At 69.6% G+C, this 16,578-nt stretch carries 7 protein-coding genes and 5 pseudogenes; 8 read left to right on the plus strand and 4 right to left on the minus strand.

All coding sequences use genetic code 11. From position 1 onward, the window contains the following. A pseudogene (locus B100_RS37770) lies at positions 1-493 on the minus strand (DUF6009 family protein); the annotation flags it as partial. A 275-nt stretch (positions 494-768) separates the two neighbouring features. On the opposite strand from B100_RS37770, the gene B100_RS35940 reads away from it, so the two are divergent. Then, positions 769-1,047, plus strand: coding sequence for a hypothetical protein (locus B100_RS35940; protein WP_024887815.1), 279 nt, complete (start codon positions 769-771; stop codon positions 1,045-1,047). Positions 1,048-2,157: 1,110 nt separating this feature from the next. Continuing rightward, positions 2,158-3,753 (plus strand): MFS transporter, encoded by a 1,596-nt coding sequence (locus B100_RS0128520; protein WP_024887816.1) that lies wholly within the window; start codon positions 2,158-2,160, stop codon positions 3,751-3,753. 209 nt (positions 3,754-3,962) lie between these two features. Here the strand turns inward: B100_RS0128520 and B100_RS37330 are convergent. Further along, positions 3,963-4,487 (minus strand): annotated as a pseudogene (locus B100_RS37330) (winged helix-turn-helix domain-containing protein). A 64-nt stretch (positions 4,488-4,551) separates the two neighbouring features. On the opposite strand from B100_RS37330, the pseudogene B100_RS37775 reads away from it, so the two are divergent. From B100_RS37775 to B100_RS0128545, 3 genes and pseudogenes are all read left to right on the plus strand, one after another. Next, positions 4,552-4,668, plus strand: a pseudogene (locus B100_RS37775) (IS630 family transposase); the annotation flags it as partial. A gap of 609 nt (positions 4,669-5,277) precedes the next feature. Further along, positions 5,278-6,873, plus strand: coding sequence for a DUF6851 domain-containing protein (locus tag B100_RS0128535; protein ID WP_024887817.1), 1,596 nt, complete (start codon positions 5,278-5,280; stop codon positions 6,871-6,873). 413 nt (positions 6,874-7,286) lie between these two features. Further along, the gene (locus B100_RS0128545; protein ID WP_106967117.1) at positions 7,287-8,033 is read left to right on the plus strand and encodes a thioredoxin domain-containing protein; all 747 of its coding nucleotides are present in this window, start codon (positions 7,287-7,289) and stop codon (positions 8,031-8,033) included. Positions 8,034-8,503: 470 nt separating this feature from the next. Here B100_RS0128545 and B100_RS34380 read toward each other — a convergent pair. Both B100_RS34380 and B100_RS34385 read right to left on the minus strand, forming a co-directional pair. Then, positions 8,504-8,725: pseudogene (locus B100_RS34380) on the minus strand (nuclear transport factor 2 family protein); the annotation flags it as partial. A 17-nt stretch (positions 8,726-8,742) separates the two neighbouring features. After that, positions 8,743-9,865, minus strand: a pseudogene (locus tag B100_RS34385) (IS630 family transposase). Between the two features lie 381 nt (positions 9,866-10,246). On the opposite strand from B100_RS34385, the gene B100_RS0128565 reads away from it, so the two are divergent. From B100_RS0128565 to B100_RS0128575, 3 genes are all read left to right on the plus strand, one after another. Further along, the gene (locus B100_RS0128565; protein ID WP_486585719.1) at positions 10,247-12,307 is read left to right on the plus strand and encodes an AfsR/SARP family transcriptional regulator; all 2,061 of its coding nucleotides are present in this window, start codon (positions 10,247-10,249) and stop codon (positions 12,305-12,307) included. Between the two features lie 102 nt (positions 12,308-12,409). Then, positions 12,410-14,620: a TOMM precursor leader peptide-binding protein gene (locus B100_RS0128570; RefSeq protein WP_024887821.1), complete on the plus strand. Its 2,211-nt coding sequence runs from the start codon at positions 12,410-12,412 to the stop codon at positions 14,618-14,620. Then, positions 14,610-16,541 carry a TOMM precursor leader peptide-binding protein gene (locus tag B100_RS0128575; RefSeq protein WP_486585720.1) on the plus strand — a complete coding sequence of 644 codons (1,932 nt, stop codon included), beginning with the start codon at positions 14,610-14,612 and terminating at the stop codon, positions 16,539-16,541. The genes B100_RS0128570 and B100_RS0128575 overlap by 11 nt, the downstream gene beginning before the upstream one ends. Positions 16,542-16,578: the final 37 nt, after the last annotated feature.

Consider the following 16,578-nt stretch of genomic DNA (forward strand, 5'->3'; position numbering starts at 1 on the left):
CCGGCGCGTCGGACGCGTCCCGCTGGATCACCGGCCAGTGTCTCGACGCCAGCGGTGGCTCCCACCTCTGAACACCTCCCCCAGCCGCCGGCGCGGGCCCGGCCTCCTGTACCAGCGCGCCCTCGGGGCGTTGGGCTGTGCGTCCTTTGCTGCAAGGGGGGCGGGGTGCGGGGGGCCACCGCCCCGGCCGGCGCGCCGGCCGCGCAGAGACCGTCGGGTCCGGTGTCGCGGTCGTGCGCCAGCAGCCACAACACCCGGCGCCGAAGGTGCCCGAGGAGCGGGACGGTTCGGCCGCGGGCCGCAGCAGGGCGCAGCCGGCCATGCGGCCGCCGCGGTGGTAGGCGGGCCTGCCGCGGCGGGTGGGCAGACGGTCCGGTGGACCTGCTGCCGGATCGCGCGGCGGGCACGCTCGCGGCCTGGCTGACCCCGCACTCGGGGATCGAGGTCGTCTGTCGCGACCGCTCCCCGTTCTTTCCGCAGCCGGCGCCGGCATGGGGGCGCCCTGTGCCGTTCAGGTCGCCGACAGGTTCCACCTGTGGCGCAACCTCAGCGAGGCGGCTGAGCGGTGCGTCTGCCCTCACCGGTCCTGCCTACGTGCGACCACCGCCGAGCCGGCCACGGACAAGGCGCTGGCACCAGAACCGGCCGACGGTGATTCGCCATGGAGACACCGGGCACAGGTTCGCCGACCGTACTCGCACCAGGCGCGCCACCGTTCACACTGTTGGCCGCGGCCATGGCCGACGCTCGATCCAGCGACAGCTCGGCATGACCTACCGCATCGTCCAGCGGTTACGGGACGCCGCGGAGCCGGAAGACCTGTTCCAGGGACAGGGGCAGAACCGCACGACCAAGCTCGACGACTTCACGCCGTACCTGTGCACGAGCGACAGGCCGAGCGCTGCACACGACGCATGGGCTCTGTGGGAAGAGATCACAACTCACGGCTGCACGGGCGGCTCCAGAGCCGTCCGCGCCCTGCCTCCAGCCGTTTCGCACATTCCCGACCGCGCCGACGGCCCGTGCGCCGTCCCCACGCGACGGTGACCGGCTGGGTCCTGACTCATCCCACACCCTGCCGGAGAGCGAACGCCTGACGCTCAGATCCGTCCTCGCCGGCTGCCCCGAACTGGATGCTCTCACCGGGCACGTCCGCACGTTCGGGAAGATGCTCACCCAGCTCCGGGGTGAGCATCTGCCGCAGCGGGTCAGGGCGCGCTCGGACGGCCTTCCCACCCTCCGCACATGCGTCAACGGCCCCTCGAACGGCACCTTGCTGCCGTCACCGCGGGCCTTACATCGCCCTGGAGCTCCGGCGTCGTCGAAGGCCTCGTCAACCGCATCAAAGTGCTCAAGCGTCAGAGGTAGGGCCCGGGCCGGCTTCGGCCGGTTGCGGAAACGAGTCCTTCTCGCCTGACCGCAGCTGTGTCGCTCGACAAGCTGGTTCGTTCAGCTGATCGCGAGCGGCGCAAGATCCGTACCCAGCTTGCTCCGGCATGAGTCGACGGCCCGCGTGCATCCAGGCGGCCACGGCGTCCGACCGCGACCGCGTGCCCCCGCGCGCCTGTCCGGCCGGGCAGGCGCGCGGGCGGGGCATGTCACAGACGGACCGCCGGGACCGTCATAGGGGTGAGGTCTCAGCCGCTCGATGGAACCTGAACAAGGAGATGATCATGGAAACAGCCCCCGCGGCCGGGCCGGGTCCGGGGGCAGGCATCGGTCCAAGGCGGTACTCCGCCCGCAGCACCAGCCGGACATCCCGGCATCCACATCACCGACACCCCGGTCGAGGCAGTCGGGAAGACCGGCGGCGGCATCGTCCGCGTGCGCCCGGCCGACGGCTGGCTCATGGCCCGCTGCGTTCAGGCGGCCGACGCCCGGATGCAGGCGCGCCGCGAGGGCCGCGAAGGTCTGGGCCGGCCGTCGAAGCCACCGGTCCCAACGACCAGGCCGGCGCCTGCTGCGCGGCCGGTGCGCCGGCCGCCACCCCCATCAACGCCTCGCTGACCACGAACGACACCTATGTGGACCTGACCGCCACCCGGCGCGGCGTCACCACCGCTTAACACTCGCACGGCACACGCGGAGCCCTCCTCCCGTCCCGGCAACCGCATGCACGGTGTGAGTTCTTCTTGCTCTTTCACCTGAGAGGAATCCATGAGTACCAATCAGCCCGCACCGGGGGCAGCCGCCGAGGGCGCAGGCGCGCCGGACGCGCGTCAGCTGCGCATGATCCTGATCGCCGTCTCCGTCGCGTTGATGGCGGTCATCGCGTCGGTGTCCGGGTTGAACGTGGCTCAGACCCACCTGGCCGTCGATTTCGGCGCTTCCCAGAGCACCATCCTCTGGATCATCAACATCTACACCCTGACTCTGGCCGCGCTGCTGCTCCCTCTCGGCGCCATCGGCGACCGGATCGGCCGCAAGCCCACGCTGATCACCGGTCTCATCGTCTTCGGCGCCGCCAGCGTACTGGCGGCTCTGGCCCCGTCGGCCGAAATCATGATCGCCGCCCGCACGCTCAGCGGTATCGGCGCGGCGATGACCATGCCCATCACCCTCGCAGTGATCACCTCCACCTTCCCCGAAGAGGAGCGCGGAAAGGCGATCGGCGTGTGGACCGGCGTTGCCGGTGCCGGCGGCATCCTGGGCATGTTCCTCTCCGCCCTGCTCGTGGACGTCGCCAATTGGCGGTGGCTGTTCGTGCTGCCCATCGTGCTCACCGTCGTGGCGCTCGCCCTGACCATGCGCTCGGTGCCCAACTCCCGTGAGCACGCAGGACATCCCTTCGACACCGTCGGCGCGCTGGCCTCGGTCGTCGCCGTGGCCGGCCTCATCTTCACGCTTCAGGAAGGCCCGGAACAGGGCTGGAGCGCCCCTGCCACCCTGATCTCCCTGGCCGTCGGCCTCGCCGCTGCCGTCTTCTTCGTGGCCTGGGAACTTCGCCGCCGGGACGCCACTCTGCTGGACGTGCGGCTCTTTCGCGAGCGCCGCCTGCTCAGCGGCTCCATCACGCTGCTGGTTGTCTTCGGTGTCCAGGCGGGCATCGCCGTGGTCCTCTTCCCCTTCCTCCAGGCCGTGCTCGGCTGGTCCGGCCTGCTGTCCACGCTCGCGCTCATGCCCATGGCAGTCCTGATGATGATGGCATCCGTCCTCGCCCCCAAGCTGGCTGCGCGCACCGGCGCCCGCTCGACCATGGTCACGGGAATCGGACTGGGCGGTGCCGGCCTCGTCCTCATGGCCCTCTTCGTCTCTGTCGACGCCGGCTACCTGTCCATCCTGCCCGGCATGCTCGCCATGGGTTTCGGCATGGGTCTGGCGATGACGCCCTCCACCGAAGGCATTACCGCCTCTCTGCCGAGTGAGCGTCAGGGCGTCGCCTCCGCGCTCAACGACGTCACCCGCGAGTTCGGCACCGCGCTGGGGGTGGCCATGATCGGCGCTCTGCTGTCGGCCGGCTACCAGAACGCGATCGACGACAGACTGGACGGCATCCCCGACAACGCCGCGGACACCGCGCGCGAAGGCATCGCCAACGCTGTCGAGGCCGCAGGCACTACGGGCCCCCACAAGGACACGCTCCTGGACGTCGCCCAGCAGTCCTTCGTCGACGGCTGGCAGCAGGCCATGTGGGTGGCTGCCGCCGTCACGGGCGTCACGTTTGTCTACGTCCTCGCCCGTGGCCCGAAGAACGAGGTCCCCGCGACGGTGAAGGACGACGAAACCACCACCGCCGAGACCGTCGCCTCTTGACGCCCGCCGCGTCGGCCGGACCGCAGCGCGACACACAGCAACGGAAGCCGGTGAGCTGCTGAAGGAGATCCGGACGCGATACCCGCCCCGTGACGTACGGGCGATGCGGGTTGCGAGCGTGTCCGCGCACCCGGACCGCCGGCCGAGGAACGGCGGCACCCGGCCCGAAATCGAGGAAGTGCCCTGTGACCTGTGATGACGGACGTTCTTCAGACTTCCGGCAGGCACGATCGCGAGGGCACTTCCGAGAAGGAACCGTCCCAGGCCGCTGCGACCTGGACCCACCTCGTGACGGCGTCGTCGTCCCGCCCCATCACACCACGGGCCGGGACCTGGCAGGACCAGCCGCTGCGCACCAGCAGCTTCCGCACACCCCGGATCGTGAAGGCCAGGCGGAAACGCCGGCCGATCACCGTCTTGATCCGTGCCAGCGTCCACCGCTGGTCCTCGGCAGCCGCGCGCGGCCGGTCCCCCAACCAGCTCCGCCTCCAGCCGGGCGGACTGCCTCCCGCTCAGCCTCGGCAGCGACGCCAGCCCCGCGACCGCAGAACACGCGGACCGCCCTCCTCCCACGCCTGCCGCCACCGCTGCACCGATCGGACACTCACCCGCAGGTCTTCAGCGATCACCGAGCCCGCCTCGCCCCGGGCGGACCGCTCGGCCGCCTCACGCCGCAACCCCTCGCAAACCCCTGGCCGTTCGACGGCCCGCCCGCCACCCTGTGAACACCGCATGCCCCGCTGACACCGCAGCCGACCACGGCCCGTCAGCCCCAACGACTCCACACGTTCAACCTCAGTGATGCACGTCTGGCGCCGCACCCTCCACGAACTCCAGTACCGCAGCGACACCACCGACGGATGCCTCGCCGCGACCGGACCCACCCTCACGACATCACACCGGCACACGCAGTAGCGCTTTTCGAGTGGCCCTATGGCGGCGACCGGAAGCGTAGCCACCCAGGGACACCGACCGCTTGGAGCCAGTGATGCCCGAAAGCACGGGGACGAAAAGATCAATTCGGCCATCGAGACGTCGCCCCTGCCGATCGATGCGCCCTTCACACATCTGGCCTGACACAGTTTCCCCCAAAGCCCCGTGCCCGGACCGCGAGGCGCCCACGGCTTGGGGTTCCACCCCGCACGCGCCGCCGACCGGATCCGCCTGCGGAAGCGGTGCTGACACCTGACCGGCCCTGCCCACAGGCGAGTTGCCCCGAGCTGATCGAGCCACCCCGACCAACTCCGACAAGGACCGCGCCGAGAGCCGGGCGCGGGCCGCTAGGCACGTCAAGAAAACCGTGAAGGCGTCCCCCGCATCCGATGCCCAGCTCGGCGACCCGGTCCACGAGATCTCCCAGCGCTACGGCAAGGACTGCCCCCTCCGCCGCGACGGAGGACCCCTCTGCCCACCCTCCCCTTCGACTGTCGGCGAGGCCGTAAGGCCACACGCAGCCATCGACATCCCCTCCCCCGCCAAGGGCCCTTCCAGAGGCCCACCCCGTCAAGCAACAGGAAGACGATCATGAAGACGTCCGGACACACCTCTGCCTCAGACCTCTCGCTGGGCCGCCGATCGTTGCTGCTCGGTGGCTCCTCGGCCGCCCTCATGCTGGCCCTGCCCCATCCGGCCAATGCCGGCACGAGCGAGGAGCCACCAACGTTCGACTTCGACCTCGACACCGACAACTACATCAAGTGGGTCAAGCCCGCCACCGACGAGCAGGCCAGTCAGTCGCCGCTCTGGGAGTCCGTCGGCTCGATGGACGTGACCGTCATCCTGTGGATGAGCCGCGTGGGGAACCTTGCGGTGTTCGACGCGGTGGCGCCGTACCACGAGACCGCGGTCGGTGTGTACTCCCGCATTCCCCGCCGCCCTTCCAGCGAGTCCGCCACCAACCGGAACATGAACATCGCCATCCTCTACACGCAGCTCCACACCTTCGAACGCTTGCTGCCACTAGGCCTGCGGGGCCCCGCGGGAAGCCTGCGCGCCATGATGGTCGGGCTCGGCCTGGACCCTGACAACAAGTCGGAGGACCTGACCACCCCGGTCGGCATCGGCAACGTGGCGTTCAAGTCGGTCTGGAACGCTCTGAAGAACGACGGCATGAATGTCCTGGGCTACGAGGGCGGCCGCAAGTACAACCCCCTTCCCTGGGCGGACTACACAGGCTACGAGCCCGTGAACACTCCCTTCAGGCTCAACAACCCCTCCCGCTGGCAGCCGCAACTGCACGCCCACAACGGCCGTCGCCCCGGTGGCGGCCCGGGTGACCTAGGCATCTACGTCTCCCAGCACTTCGTGACCCCCCAGATCGCGCTGACCAAACCGCACATCTTCACCGACCCGGCCCAGTTCCCCCTCGCCGCACCCAAACACAGCGACCACACCCGGCCCCGGGACTACAAACGCTCGGTGGACGAAATCCTGGAGGCATCGGCGTCGCTCAACGACGAGCGCAAGGCGCTCGCCGAGGTCATGGACAACAAACTCTGGGGCATCGGCTACACATCCACCGTCATCGGCCGAAAGTACGACGAAAACAACGAGATGGGCGTGTTCGGCTGGGCCGCGTGGTCGCTCCAGCACTTCCTCGCGACCTTCGACGCGCTGATCGCCGTCTGGCGCAACAAGCGCAAGTACGACACCGTGCGGCCCGTCAGCGCAGTCCGCCACGTGTACGGCCACAGCAAGGTGACCGCCTGGGGCGGCGCCGGCATGGGCACGGTCAACGACATCCGGGCCACCGAATGGATGCCCTACCTGCCCACGGGCGACCACCCCGAATACCCATCGGGCTCCACAAGCCTGTGCGCCGCAGGAGCACAGACAGCACGACGCTACTTCAACTCCGAAGAACTCGACTGGACACTCGAGTTCAACGCCGGCACCTCGGCCGTGGAACCAGAAACAACCCCCGCCAAAAACCTCCAACTGCACTTCCACACGTGGGCCGAGTTCAACAAGGCCTGCGCCGAAAGCCGGGTATGGGGCGGCGTCCACTTCCGCAAAACCGTCCAACAGTCCCTCATCTACGGTGAACAGTTCGGCGACCTGGCACACGAGTTCGTAAACCGACACGTCAAAGGCAACATCAAAACCGACACCAGAAACTGACAACCCAACCCAAACACAACAACAAAGCCACCCCACAGATGACAACCAGCACCCCCACCACACCCAACCAACCCAAACAACAAACCGAGCACAACCCGCCCCCACCCCCCAACACCCCACCCACACACCACACACCCACCGACACCTACGACCTGAACATCGACCCCAAGACATCCATCACCACGACGACCCGAAACGATATCCCCACCACCCAAAACATCCACCGAAAGCTCCCGCCCACACGCACCAGCGAAGGAGACTGCAGAAAAACCACCGGCATACGTCATGAAGTACGCGGATGACGGCATACCCAAAACGCCTCATCCGGGCGTGACGTCGCGGCGAAGCAGCGACGGTGCGTCCGCCTCACAGATGATCTATTGTCTGTCTGTTCTCTGGGGAGGGGATGACGCGTGGCGCGTGGGGGGTGGTGGGTCGTGCTGTGCGCGGCCGCGGTGTTGACGCTGGCAGGGTGTGGTCGGGACGGGGTAGGGGCACGGCCTGACTTCGCGGGTGCCCAGGAACTGCCGGAAGGGCTCGCCGAGGACGGTGTCACCATCCTGGTCGGCGATCCGGACGCAACAACGAGGGTGCGGCTGTACGAGGATCCGCGCTGCCCGTACTGCGCGGAGTTCGAGACCACCGGCGGTGCTCCGGGGTTGCAGGAGGCGATGCTCGCGCGTCAGGCCAGGACCGAGTACACCCTGGCCTCCTTCTTGGACGACCGGGTCGGCGGCACTGGATCGAAGAAGGCGGTCAACGCGCTGCGCGCCGCGCTGGAGCAGGGCAAGTTCGTCGAGTACCACGAGGTGCTGTACGCCAACCAGCCGGAGGAGAGCGTCGACGGTTTCACGGACGCCGGCCTGCTGGACCTGGCCGACAAGGTGGAAGGCCTCCGCGGCCCTGCGTTCGACTCGGCTGTCAAGACGATGAAGTACCGCTCCTTCGTGACCGCCTCCCAGAAGGCGTACGAGAGCGCGGGCGGAAAGTCCGAACCTGAGGGACCTGGAACGCCCACTGCCGTGATCAACGGCAAGCGGATCCCGCTCGAGTACAACGGCCTGTTGTACGACGGCGACACCTTCGCACGCCTACTGCTGGACATCCACAAGAATCCAGAACAGTGGAAGCGGACCGTCCTGGACCCGCCTGCTCAGTAAAGGACGGCTGTGACAGCGCCCTCCACCCGTGGATCACGGCCCGGTACGACGGCGAGGCGGTACGCGATGACGCCTCGATCCACCTCGATCAGGTCACACGCGAGGCTCCGGGGCGCACGGGCCGGCCGAGGAGGCTGTAGACGTGTGCGTCGTGGAGAGTGCGGACAACACCGTCTCCCAGAAGCTGCCGATGCGCGCCACCGCCCAGATCTCCCAGTACCCGACCACAATCCCCGGGGGGTACCTCCATGTCCATCCTCAAGCGGCGCGCGGCGTTTTGGGTTCCTAGACGCTGCTGTCGCGGAGCATCGCGACAGCACACTGGTGCGGTGGCGGACCAGGCGAAGGGGGCTCGGGTGTGGGTCGTTCCGAAGACCGCGCTACGCCACCCGCTCGGCGGGCGGACCATCTCCGCGAGGGCCTGTCCAGGCACCAGCGGGTCGCAACTCGGGGGGGCGCGGGACCCGCGAAGGGGTGCACACCTCGGCGATCGATACGCTGTTCTCGTAGAGGTGATGCCGGGTGATCCGGCCCTCCTCGACGGTGAGGCGCAGCGCGAAGGGGCCCTCGAAGGACTTCCCCGTCGCGCACATGGTCCCCGAGAGGAACCCCATCAGGACGGCGTCGGTGCCGTCAACAAGGAACGCCTCGACGGAGGCCCGTGCATCCTCGGCCACCGTGTGCTCGGCTAGTGACCTGAGTCAGAGATTCATCGGCAGTAGGCGGCGACTTTGTCGAGGAACTCGTCGGCGGTCCTCGTCCAGACGAACGGCCGTGGGTTGTCGTTCCAGTCGGCGAGCCATGCTCGGATGTCGCGTTCGAGGGCCTGGACGGAGCGGTGGACACCGCGTTTGAGCTTCTTCTGCGTGAGCTCGGCGAACCACCGCTCCACCAGGTTCAGCCAGGACGAACTCGTGGGCGTGAAGTGCAGGTGGAAGCGGGGATGCGCCAGCAGCCACTGCTTGACGGCGGGCGTCTTGTGGGTGACGTGGTTGTCGTGGATCAGGTGCACGTCGAGGTCGGCGGGCACCTCCTTGTCCAGCTTGGCCAGGAACTTCCTGAACTCAACGGCCCGATGCCCGCCGTGCAGAGAGCCGATCACTTCGCCGGTGGCGACCTCCAGTGCCGCGAACAGGGTGGTGGTGCCGGCCCGGACGTAGTCGTGACTGCGACGCTCGGGAAAACCGGCACCATCGGCAACCGGGCTGGGACCGGTCCAGGGCCTGGATCCGCGACTCCTCGTCCACGCAGAGAACAAGGGCCTCCTCCGGCGGGTCCAGATAGAGGCCGACGACGTCACGGACCCTGTCGATGAACAAAGAGTCAGTGGACAGCATGAGCGTCTGTGAGCGGTGCGGCGCAAGGGCGAACGCCCGCCAGATCCGGGAGATCGCCGACTGGGACATGCCGGTGGCCGCAGCCATCGACCTCGTTGACCCGTGAGTGGCGTTCTTCGGCTTCTCCTGGAGTGTCCTGACGATGACCCGCTCCACGTCCGCATCGGTGATCTCCCGGAGAACGCCGGGCCGCGGCTCGTCGGACAGAACGTCCAGGCCGCGTTCGAGGAAGCGGCGCCGCCAGGTGCGGACCCCGTCCGGAGTGACCCGCAGCCGACGGGACACCTCCGTGATCGAGTGGCCTTCGGCGCACTCCAGCACGACCCGCGACCGCAAGGCCAGAGCCTGGCCCTGGGCCGTCGTGCGACGACGCACCCAGCCCTCCAGCGCGGCACGCTGGACATCGGTCAACGACAACGGCGGAATCTTCGGACCCGGACGACAGAGCGACCTCGAAGCAACCTGTTGCTTCTTGGTGGCCCAACTTTGCGGCATTACCTCCGGCACCCCTCAGCTGTGCAGCCCCGATTTGCTACTCCATATAGCCCACGGCAATCTCACTAGGCGTAATGGCGACGCGCAATCGCAACCGCAATAAAAGCAGGGACATATTCATCTTCCCGCCGAGGCTCTGCCCCCGAGCCGGCAGCGAGCGGCGGCAATGCCGAGGGCGGAGCGCACCCCGAACTGCTGGCGCAGTGTGGGTACTTCACGACCACCGAGACAGGATGGACAAACGGATCAAGTGCAGCATTCAAGGAATGAGTCGTAAATCCGGCGTCCGCCTGATTTTCCCGAACGCAGGGATCGACGTGGCTCCGAGTCCTCACTAAGGTATCCACTGGCACCTGCATAGGCACCCCAAAAGGGGGCCTGATGACGGTTCCTCAGAGTCATGTCCCGTTCCACGCCTCCTCTCTGATCATCGAGCGTCGCAAGGCCGTCAGCACCCCGGACATTTGCACTCGTATTCCTGTCGGTCCCGGCAGCGAGCTGGATCAGCCGCCCGCCTGTACCGTCAGCAAACAAAACGGAGCGATAAACAGGATGCGGTTCCAGCTGCTAGGGCTGCTCAGCATCGCCGATGGCGAGCATGCCGCCGTCTTACAGCCGTCCAAGCCGACGAGCCTGCTGGCGGCCCTGCTCATCCACCCCGGCGCGGCCGTGTCGACCGACTACCTGGTGCGTGCCGTCTGGGACACCCAACCCCCCGCCACGGCGCGAGCCGCCCTGCAGAGCTGCGTTCTGCGGCTCCGGCGGATCTTCGCGAAGTACGGGATCGCGAACGACGCGATCGAGGCGGTCCCCGGCGGATACCGGATGCGAATGGACCGCGAGACCCTCGACCTCGTCCGCTTCCGCGAACTGGTCCGCTCGGCGGATTCCGTCGGCGACACCGAGGCCGAGTCGTACGTGCTCAGAGAGGCGCTCGCACTGTGGCACGGGCCGGTGCTGGCGAACGTGTCGTCGCACATGCTCCACCGCGACGAAGCACCCCGGCTGACCGAGGAGCGCCTGAGGGCACTGGAACGCCTCTGCGACATCGAACTGGCACGCGGGCGATGTCGCGAGGTGTTGTCAGAGGTCTGGGATGCGGCGAAGAGCCACCCGGAGAGGGAGCGGTTCTCCGAACAGTTGATCGAGGCTCTCTATCGAACCGGCCGCCAGACCGAGGCCCTTGCGGAGATCAGAGCCGTCAAGGAGCGGCTCAAAGAGGAGTTCGGGATCGACCCGGGTGCCCCCATGCAACGCCTGGAACTGGCGATCCTTCGCGGTGAGGATCTCGGCACCCCGCCGGCCCACGCCATCCCCGCGATCGAGGCGGGAGCCCGCTCGAAGGCGGTCCTCCCCTCGGGCGAGGTGCGTGCGCAGAGGTCGACGTCGCGGGATGCGCTGCTCCCCGTACCGGCCGCCGCGGCGGCGCAGTCCCCCACTCCCCCGGCGCAGACTCCCGCCTCGCCCCCGGTACCGACGGTGCGCATGGCGGCGGTCACCGTCTCCACAGTGGCCCCCGTCCCCTGCTTCGCCGGGCGCACGGACCAACTCGCCGCCGTTCAACGCGCGTTGACTTTCGACGACCCAGGAACCCGGCTGGTGGTGATCTCCGGAGCTCCCGGGATCGGCAAGACCGCTCTCGCCCTGCAGGCCGCCCACCTGACTCAGGACGCCTTTCCTGGCGGTTGCTTCACGCTCGCGATGACCCATGCGGACGGCAGTCCGCTCGACGCCGACGAGGCCCGGGCTCAGCTCCCGCCGGTGAACGGAACCGGACGCCGCCTGCTCGTCCTCGACGACGCGGTGAGCTCGGAGCAGATACGACCCCTGCTCCCCTTCCCCGGCGAGGGCGTCGCCGTGGTGACCAGCCGACGCGGACTGGCCGGCCTGATCGCCACCCACGGCGGGGTCGTGCACCGCCTCGACACGCTCGCCCCGGAGGAGTCGCATCAACTGCTGATCAGCACTCTGGGCGCCGAGCGGGTCGCCCGGGAACCCGAGGCGGCCCGTGAACTGGCGCGCGTCTGCGGTCATTTCCCGCTGAGCCTGCGGATCGCCGCAGTACGTCTGCTGACGCGGCCCGGCCTCGGCATCGACGACTGCGCCGCGTGGCTGGCCGTGGATCTGCCGGCCAGGCTCTCGCTGACGGACGAGCCACTCATGTCCGTACCCCACGTGTTCGAGGCGGCGCTGCGCCGGCTCAGCCCTGAACTGAGGGAGGCGTTCCTGCTGCTGGCCAAGGAGCGCGACGACATCCGAACCGCCCGTCCGGCGCCGCCGGACGTGTCGGACGAGGTCCTCGAACACCTGGCGGACGCCGGATTCGTCGAGGAAGGCCCGCCCAAGCCGTACCGCATCCACGAACTGCTCAAAATCTACGCGCGTCGGCATGGGGCGGCCTCGCCACGGTTGCGCATCGGCACCACGGCGGCCCCTGGCTGACCGCAGGCGACCACCCACCGGCCGACTCTCCCGCCCGGTCCCCTTCCAGACGACCGCCCGGCCACCACCCCCACCCGGCTCCCATCCAGAGGTGACATCAGCATGCCTTCCGCACGGTACGAAGCCGTCGCAGCGTCCCGCCCCCGCATCCGGCGCGATGTCCTTTTCACCGAGACTCCCGACGGCGTCCTCTTCCACAACGCCGACGGCGGATTCCGCCTGACGGCCAAGTCCGCATACCGCTTCGCCACCCTGCTCGTGCCGCACCTCAACGGCGAACACACCGTCGCCGAGATCTGCAGGGGATTCGGCGACCGGCAGCGTGCGATGGTCGGCGAACTCGTCGGCACCCTTTACGAACGGGGATTCGCCCGCTCCGTCCCGCCCAGACCCTCGCCGGAGGCGTTCGTCGGGCCCGAACCGTCCGACGACGTGGCACGTCGCTACGCGGCCCAGATCGCCTACGCCGACCACTACGCCGACGACGCCGCGCGGCGCTTCCAGCGCTTCCGCGACACCCGAGTGGCCGTCGTCGGCAGTGACCTCGTGGCACGTTGGTGCGTTCTGAGCCTGCTCCGCAACGGCAGCGCCACCATCGGCGTACTGCCGCGGCTCGACCTGGACGGGATCACCGACGAGGCGACGTCCGCCGACGCCGACGGCTGTCCCGTCGGCATCCACGAAATCGCCGCCTCCGCGCCGCTCACCTGGGCCGCCCTCGAGGGATACGACGTCGTCGTCGTCACGGGCGGGCCCGAGGCTCCCCGCGTCGTGTTCCCGCTGCTGCGCGCCGGAGTGCCCGCGGGCCGCACCCTCATACCGGCCTGGTCGTTCGGCCGCCACGCGATCGTCGGTCCGTCGATGTCGGCGCAGACCACGGGGTGCTGGGCGTGCGCCGTGCTGCGCCTGGGAGCGGGCGACGGCGCCGCGCAAGCCGCCGACGTGTGGAGTTCCCTCGCCCTGGACCTGCCGGCTGCGACGCAGGTCCCCGGAGTCCACCCAGGCCGGCCCCTGGCCGCGATGCTCGGCAACCTGCTGGGCTACGAGGTGTTCAAGACGGCGACGGGGGCGCTGCCCGCCGAGACCGCGGGGCAGCTGATCATCCAGGACATGGAGTCCCTCGACGCCGCCTCGGAGCCGCTCCTGCCCCACCCCCGGTGCCCCTGGTGCGCGGACGACACGGAGGCGGACTCCGCCCAGATCGATCTGGCGAGCCTGGACGCAGAGGGCGGCGCACTCGCGCTGCCCACCGTCGACACCGCCCGCGAGGCGGACGCCCTGGTGGAGGAGCTCAACCGCCGCTCGGTGCTGCTGCGGCCGCACGCAGGTGTGTTCACCGGCTACGACGACGAGGACATCACACAGACACCGCTCAAGCTCAGCGTCGTGGAGGTCGGCCTCGGCCACGGCCGCATCCCCCGCATCGGCGCCGCCGACGTCCATCACGTGGCGGGCGCCCGGCTGCGCGCCCTGCACCGCGCCGCCGAAACCTACGCAGAACACGTCGTCCCGCACAGGCGCACCGGTGCACCGGACCCCTCCGTCCGCCTCGCCCCGGCCGGGTTCGGCACCTGGACCGGCATCGGGGGTGCGCGGGCCGACGTCCGCGGCTGGGTCGCCGCCACTTCCCTGCTCACCAAGGAGCGGCTCCTGGTGCCGGGGGAAGCCGTCCGTCCGTTCGGGGCCGGCAACCGCGACCGGCTCTTCGAAGCCACCAGTGCCGGTATGAGGGCGGGGGCGAGTGCGACCGACGCCGCCGCGCAGGGCGTGCTGTCGGCCCTCGCGTACGACGCGCTCCAGCGGGCGATGCGCGGTTTCGGGGCGCCGGGTGTCGCCGTTTCCGCCGACGCCGACGCCGATCCCGAACTCACCTTCCTCCTGCGCTCCGCAGCCAATCTCGGCGTCGAGGCAGAGCTGCTGGACCTCGGGGAGCGGGAGCGTTCCGGGGTGGCCGTGGTGCTGGCCCGGTCCGGGAGCCGATGGGCGGTGGCCGCCGAGCTTTCGTTCCGGGCCGCGGCTTCGGCGGCCCTGCGTGACCTGGTGGGGGAGGTTCAGCTGGAGCAGCAGGGCCTCGCGGAGGGGACCTCGTACGGAGATCCGCTGCTCGGCGACTTCGATCCGCGAGCGCTGGCCGTCACCGGGACCGTGGCCGCCGAGGCGACCGGTGCGCCGTCGTGGACGGACGTGCTGCGCCGGCTCGGCGAACAGCGCCGTGACGCCCTGGTGGTGCCGACGGGCTCCGCGGACCTGGAGCGGGCCGGCGTCCACGTGGTGCGCGTACTGCTGACGTCGGAGGCCCGCCGTGTCGGTTAGCACCACGGACAGGCCGGCCACCGCGCCGAAGGCCCCCGGGACGGGGCCGGTACGGCTCATGGCCGGCCTGCTGCGGACGGCCCTGGACGGGCAGGGCCACGGTGACGTGGCCGTGACGGTGCGCGCGCTGGGCTTCGGCGACGCGTTCACGGAGGCGCTCAGCCCTTGCGCGCCGGGCACCGTCCCCGTGCACCTGTACACACGGCAGGCCGTCGTCGGCCCTCTTTCCGTCGACGGCGGGTCGCCGTGCCCGCAGTGTCTGACCAGGCGCTGGCAGGCGGTCCGGTCCGTGGCGCTGCGCGACGCCCTCGAACTGGGCGGCGTCACGCACGAAACGGGGCCTTGGCCGTACGCCGTCCCGTTCGCCGCCGAGGCACTCGCCTCGCTGGTGGCGCGGGCGACCCCGGCGAGCGTGCCGTTCCCGGACGTCCACGTACTGGACCTGGAAACGTTGTCGGTCCGCCGCTGCCCCCTCGTCCCCGACCCCCAGTGCCAAGCCTGCTCCCGGCCCGTCCCCGACACGCCCGAGGGTGCCGTCGTCACCCTGGCCCCCGCGCCGAAGCACGCGCCGGGGACCTTCCGGCTGCGGAGCATCGAGGCGTACGACATCGACGTGGCGGCCTTCGCGAACCCGGTGTGCGGTGCCCTTGGACCGTCCGTCGTCCATGACGTCTCGTCCACGTCGACGTCGGCGACCATCGGCTGCTTCTCGATGCGCTCCGGGGAGTACCTGCGTGAGACGTTCTGGGGCGGACACTCAGGATCGTTCGGCACCTCGGCGCGCATCGGGGTCCTCGAAGGGCTGGAGCGGTACGCGGGCATGCGGGCGCGCGGGAAGCGGACCACGGTGACGGGAACGCTCGACGGGTTCGGCGCCGACGCGGTCGACCCGAGGCGGGTGGGGCTCTACTCGGACACCTTCCACCAGGAGAACCCGCACGTCGTGCCGTTCGCCCCGGACCGCGAAATCCCGTGGGTGTGGGGCTACTCCCTGCGCGACCGGGAACCCCGGCTGGTACCGGAGATCCTGACGTACTATCACGCGCCCGGCCTGGAGAACCGGTTCGTCCAGGAGAGTTCCAACGGCTGTGCGTCAGGTGGTTGTGTCGAGGAGGCCGTCTACTTCGGCCTGATGGAGGTCGTCGAACGGGATGCCTTCCTGCTCGCCTGGTACGGGCGGCAGCGGCTGCCGGAGATCGACCCCGCCACCAGCGCCCGCCCCGCCACCCGGCACATGGTGGACCGGCTGGCGATGTACGGCTACCGGGCCCGGTTCTTCGACACCCGCATCACGTTCCCGATCCCCGTCGTCACCGGCGTGGCGGAGCGTGTGGACGGCGGCCTGGGCCGGATGTGCTTCGGTGCGGGCGCCGGGCTCGACCCGGAGTCCGCGCTGGACGCGGCGCTGTGCGAGATCGCCACCGACGCGGTCAACCTGCGGGGCAGGTCCGAGCGCGACGAGGACAGGCTGCGCGCCATGGCGGGGGACTTCTCACGGGTGACCGCGTTGCACGACCACCCGCTGGTCTACGGCATTCCCGAGATGGGTGTCCACGCCGACTTCCTGCTGCGTGCTCCGGTCACCGGGCCACCGCTCTCGGTCTCCGACCTCGGGTGGCCGGACGCCTCCGGTGCGCCTGCCTCGTCCGATCTGCGGGACGACCTGGAGCGCTGTGTCGCCGCGGTCGTCGCCGCCGGGTTCGACGTCGTGGTCGTCGACCAGACGCTGCCCGAGCAGCGGCTGCTGGGGCTGCACACGTTCAGCGTGCTCGTCCCCGGCCTGCTGCCGATCGATTTCGGCTGGTCGCGGCAGCGCGCCCTGGGCATGCCCCGGCTGCGCACCGCCCTGCGCGAGGCGGGGCTGCGCGAGCGGGACCTGGAGGAGGCCGACCTCAACCCGGCCCCACACCCGTTCCCGTGACCGCACCCACCTCTCCGTTCCACGCCCCCACGCCACA

This window comes from Streptomyces sp. CNH189, from assembly GCF_000527195.1.

Coding starts and splice junctions, on each gene's coding strand:
- B100_RS35940 (WP_024887815.1), top strand. CDS start 769: ATGACCTACCGCATCGTCCAGCGGTTACGGGACGCCGCGGAGCCGGAA.
- B100_RS0128520 (WP_024887816.1), top strand. CDS start 2,158: ATGAGTACCAATCAGCCCGCACCGGGGGCAGCCGCCGAGGGCGCAGGC.
- B100_RS0128535 (WP_024887817.1), top strand. CDS start 5,278: ATGAAGACGTCCGGACACACCTCTGCCTCAGACCTCTCGCTGGGCCGC.
- B100_RS0128565 (WP_486585719.1), top strand. CDS start 10,247: ATGACGGTTCCTCAGAGTCATGTCCCGTTCCACGCCTCCTCTCTGATC.
- B100_RS0128570 (WP_024887821.1), top strand. CDS start 12,410: ATGCCTTCCGCACGGTACGAAGCCGTCGCAGCGTCCCGCCCCCGCATC.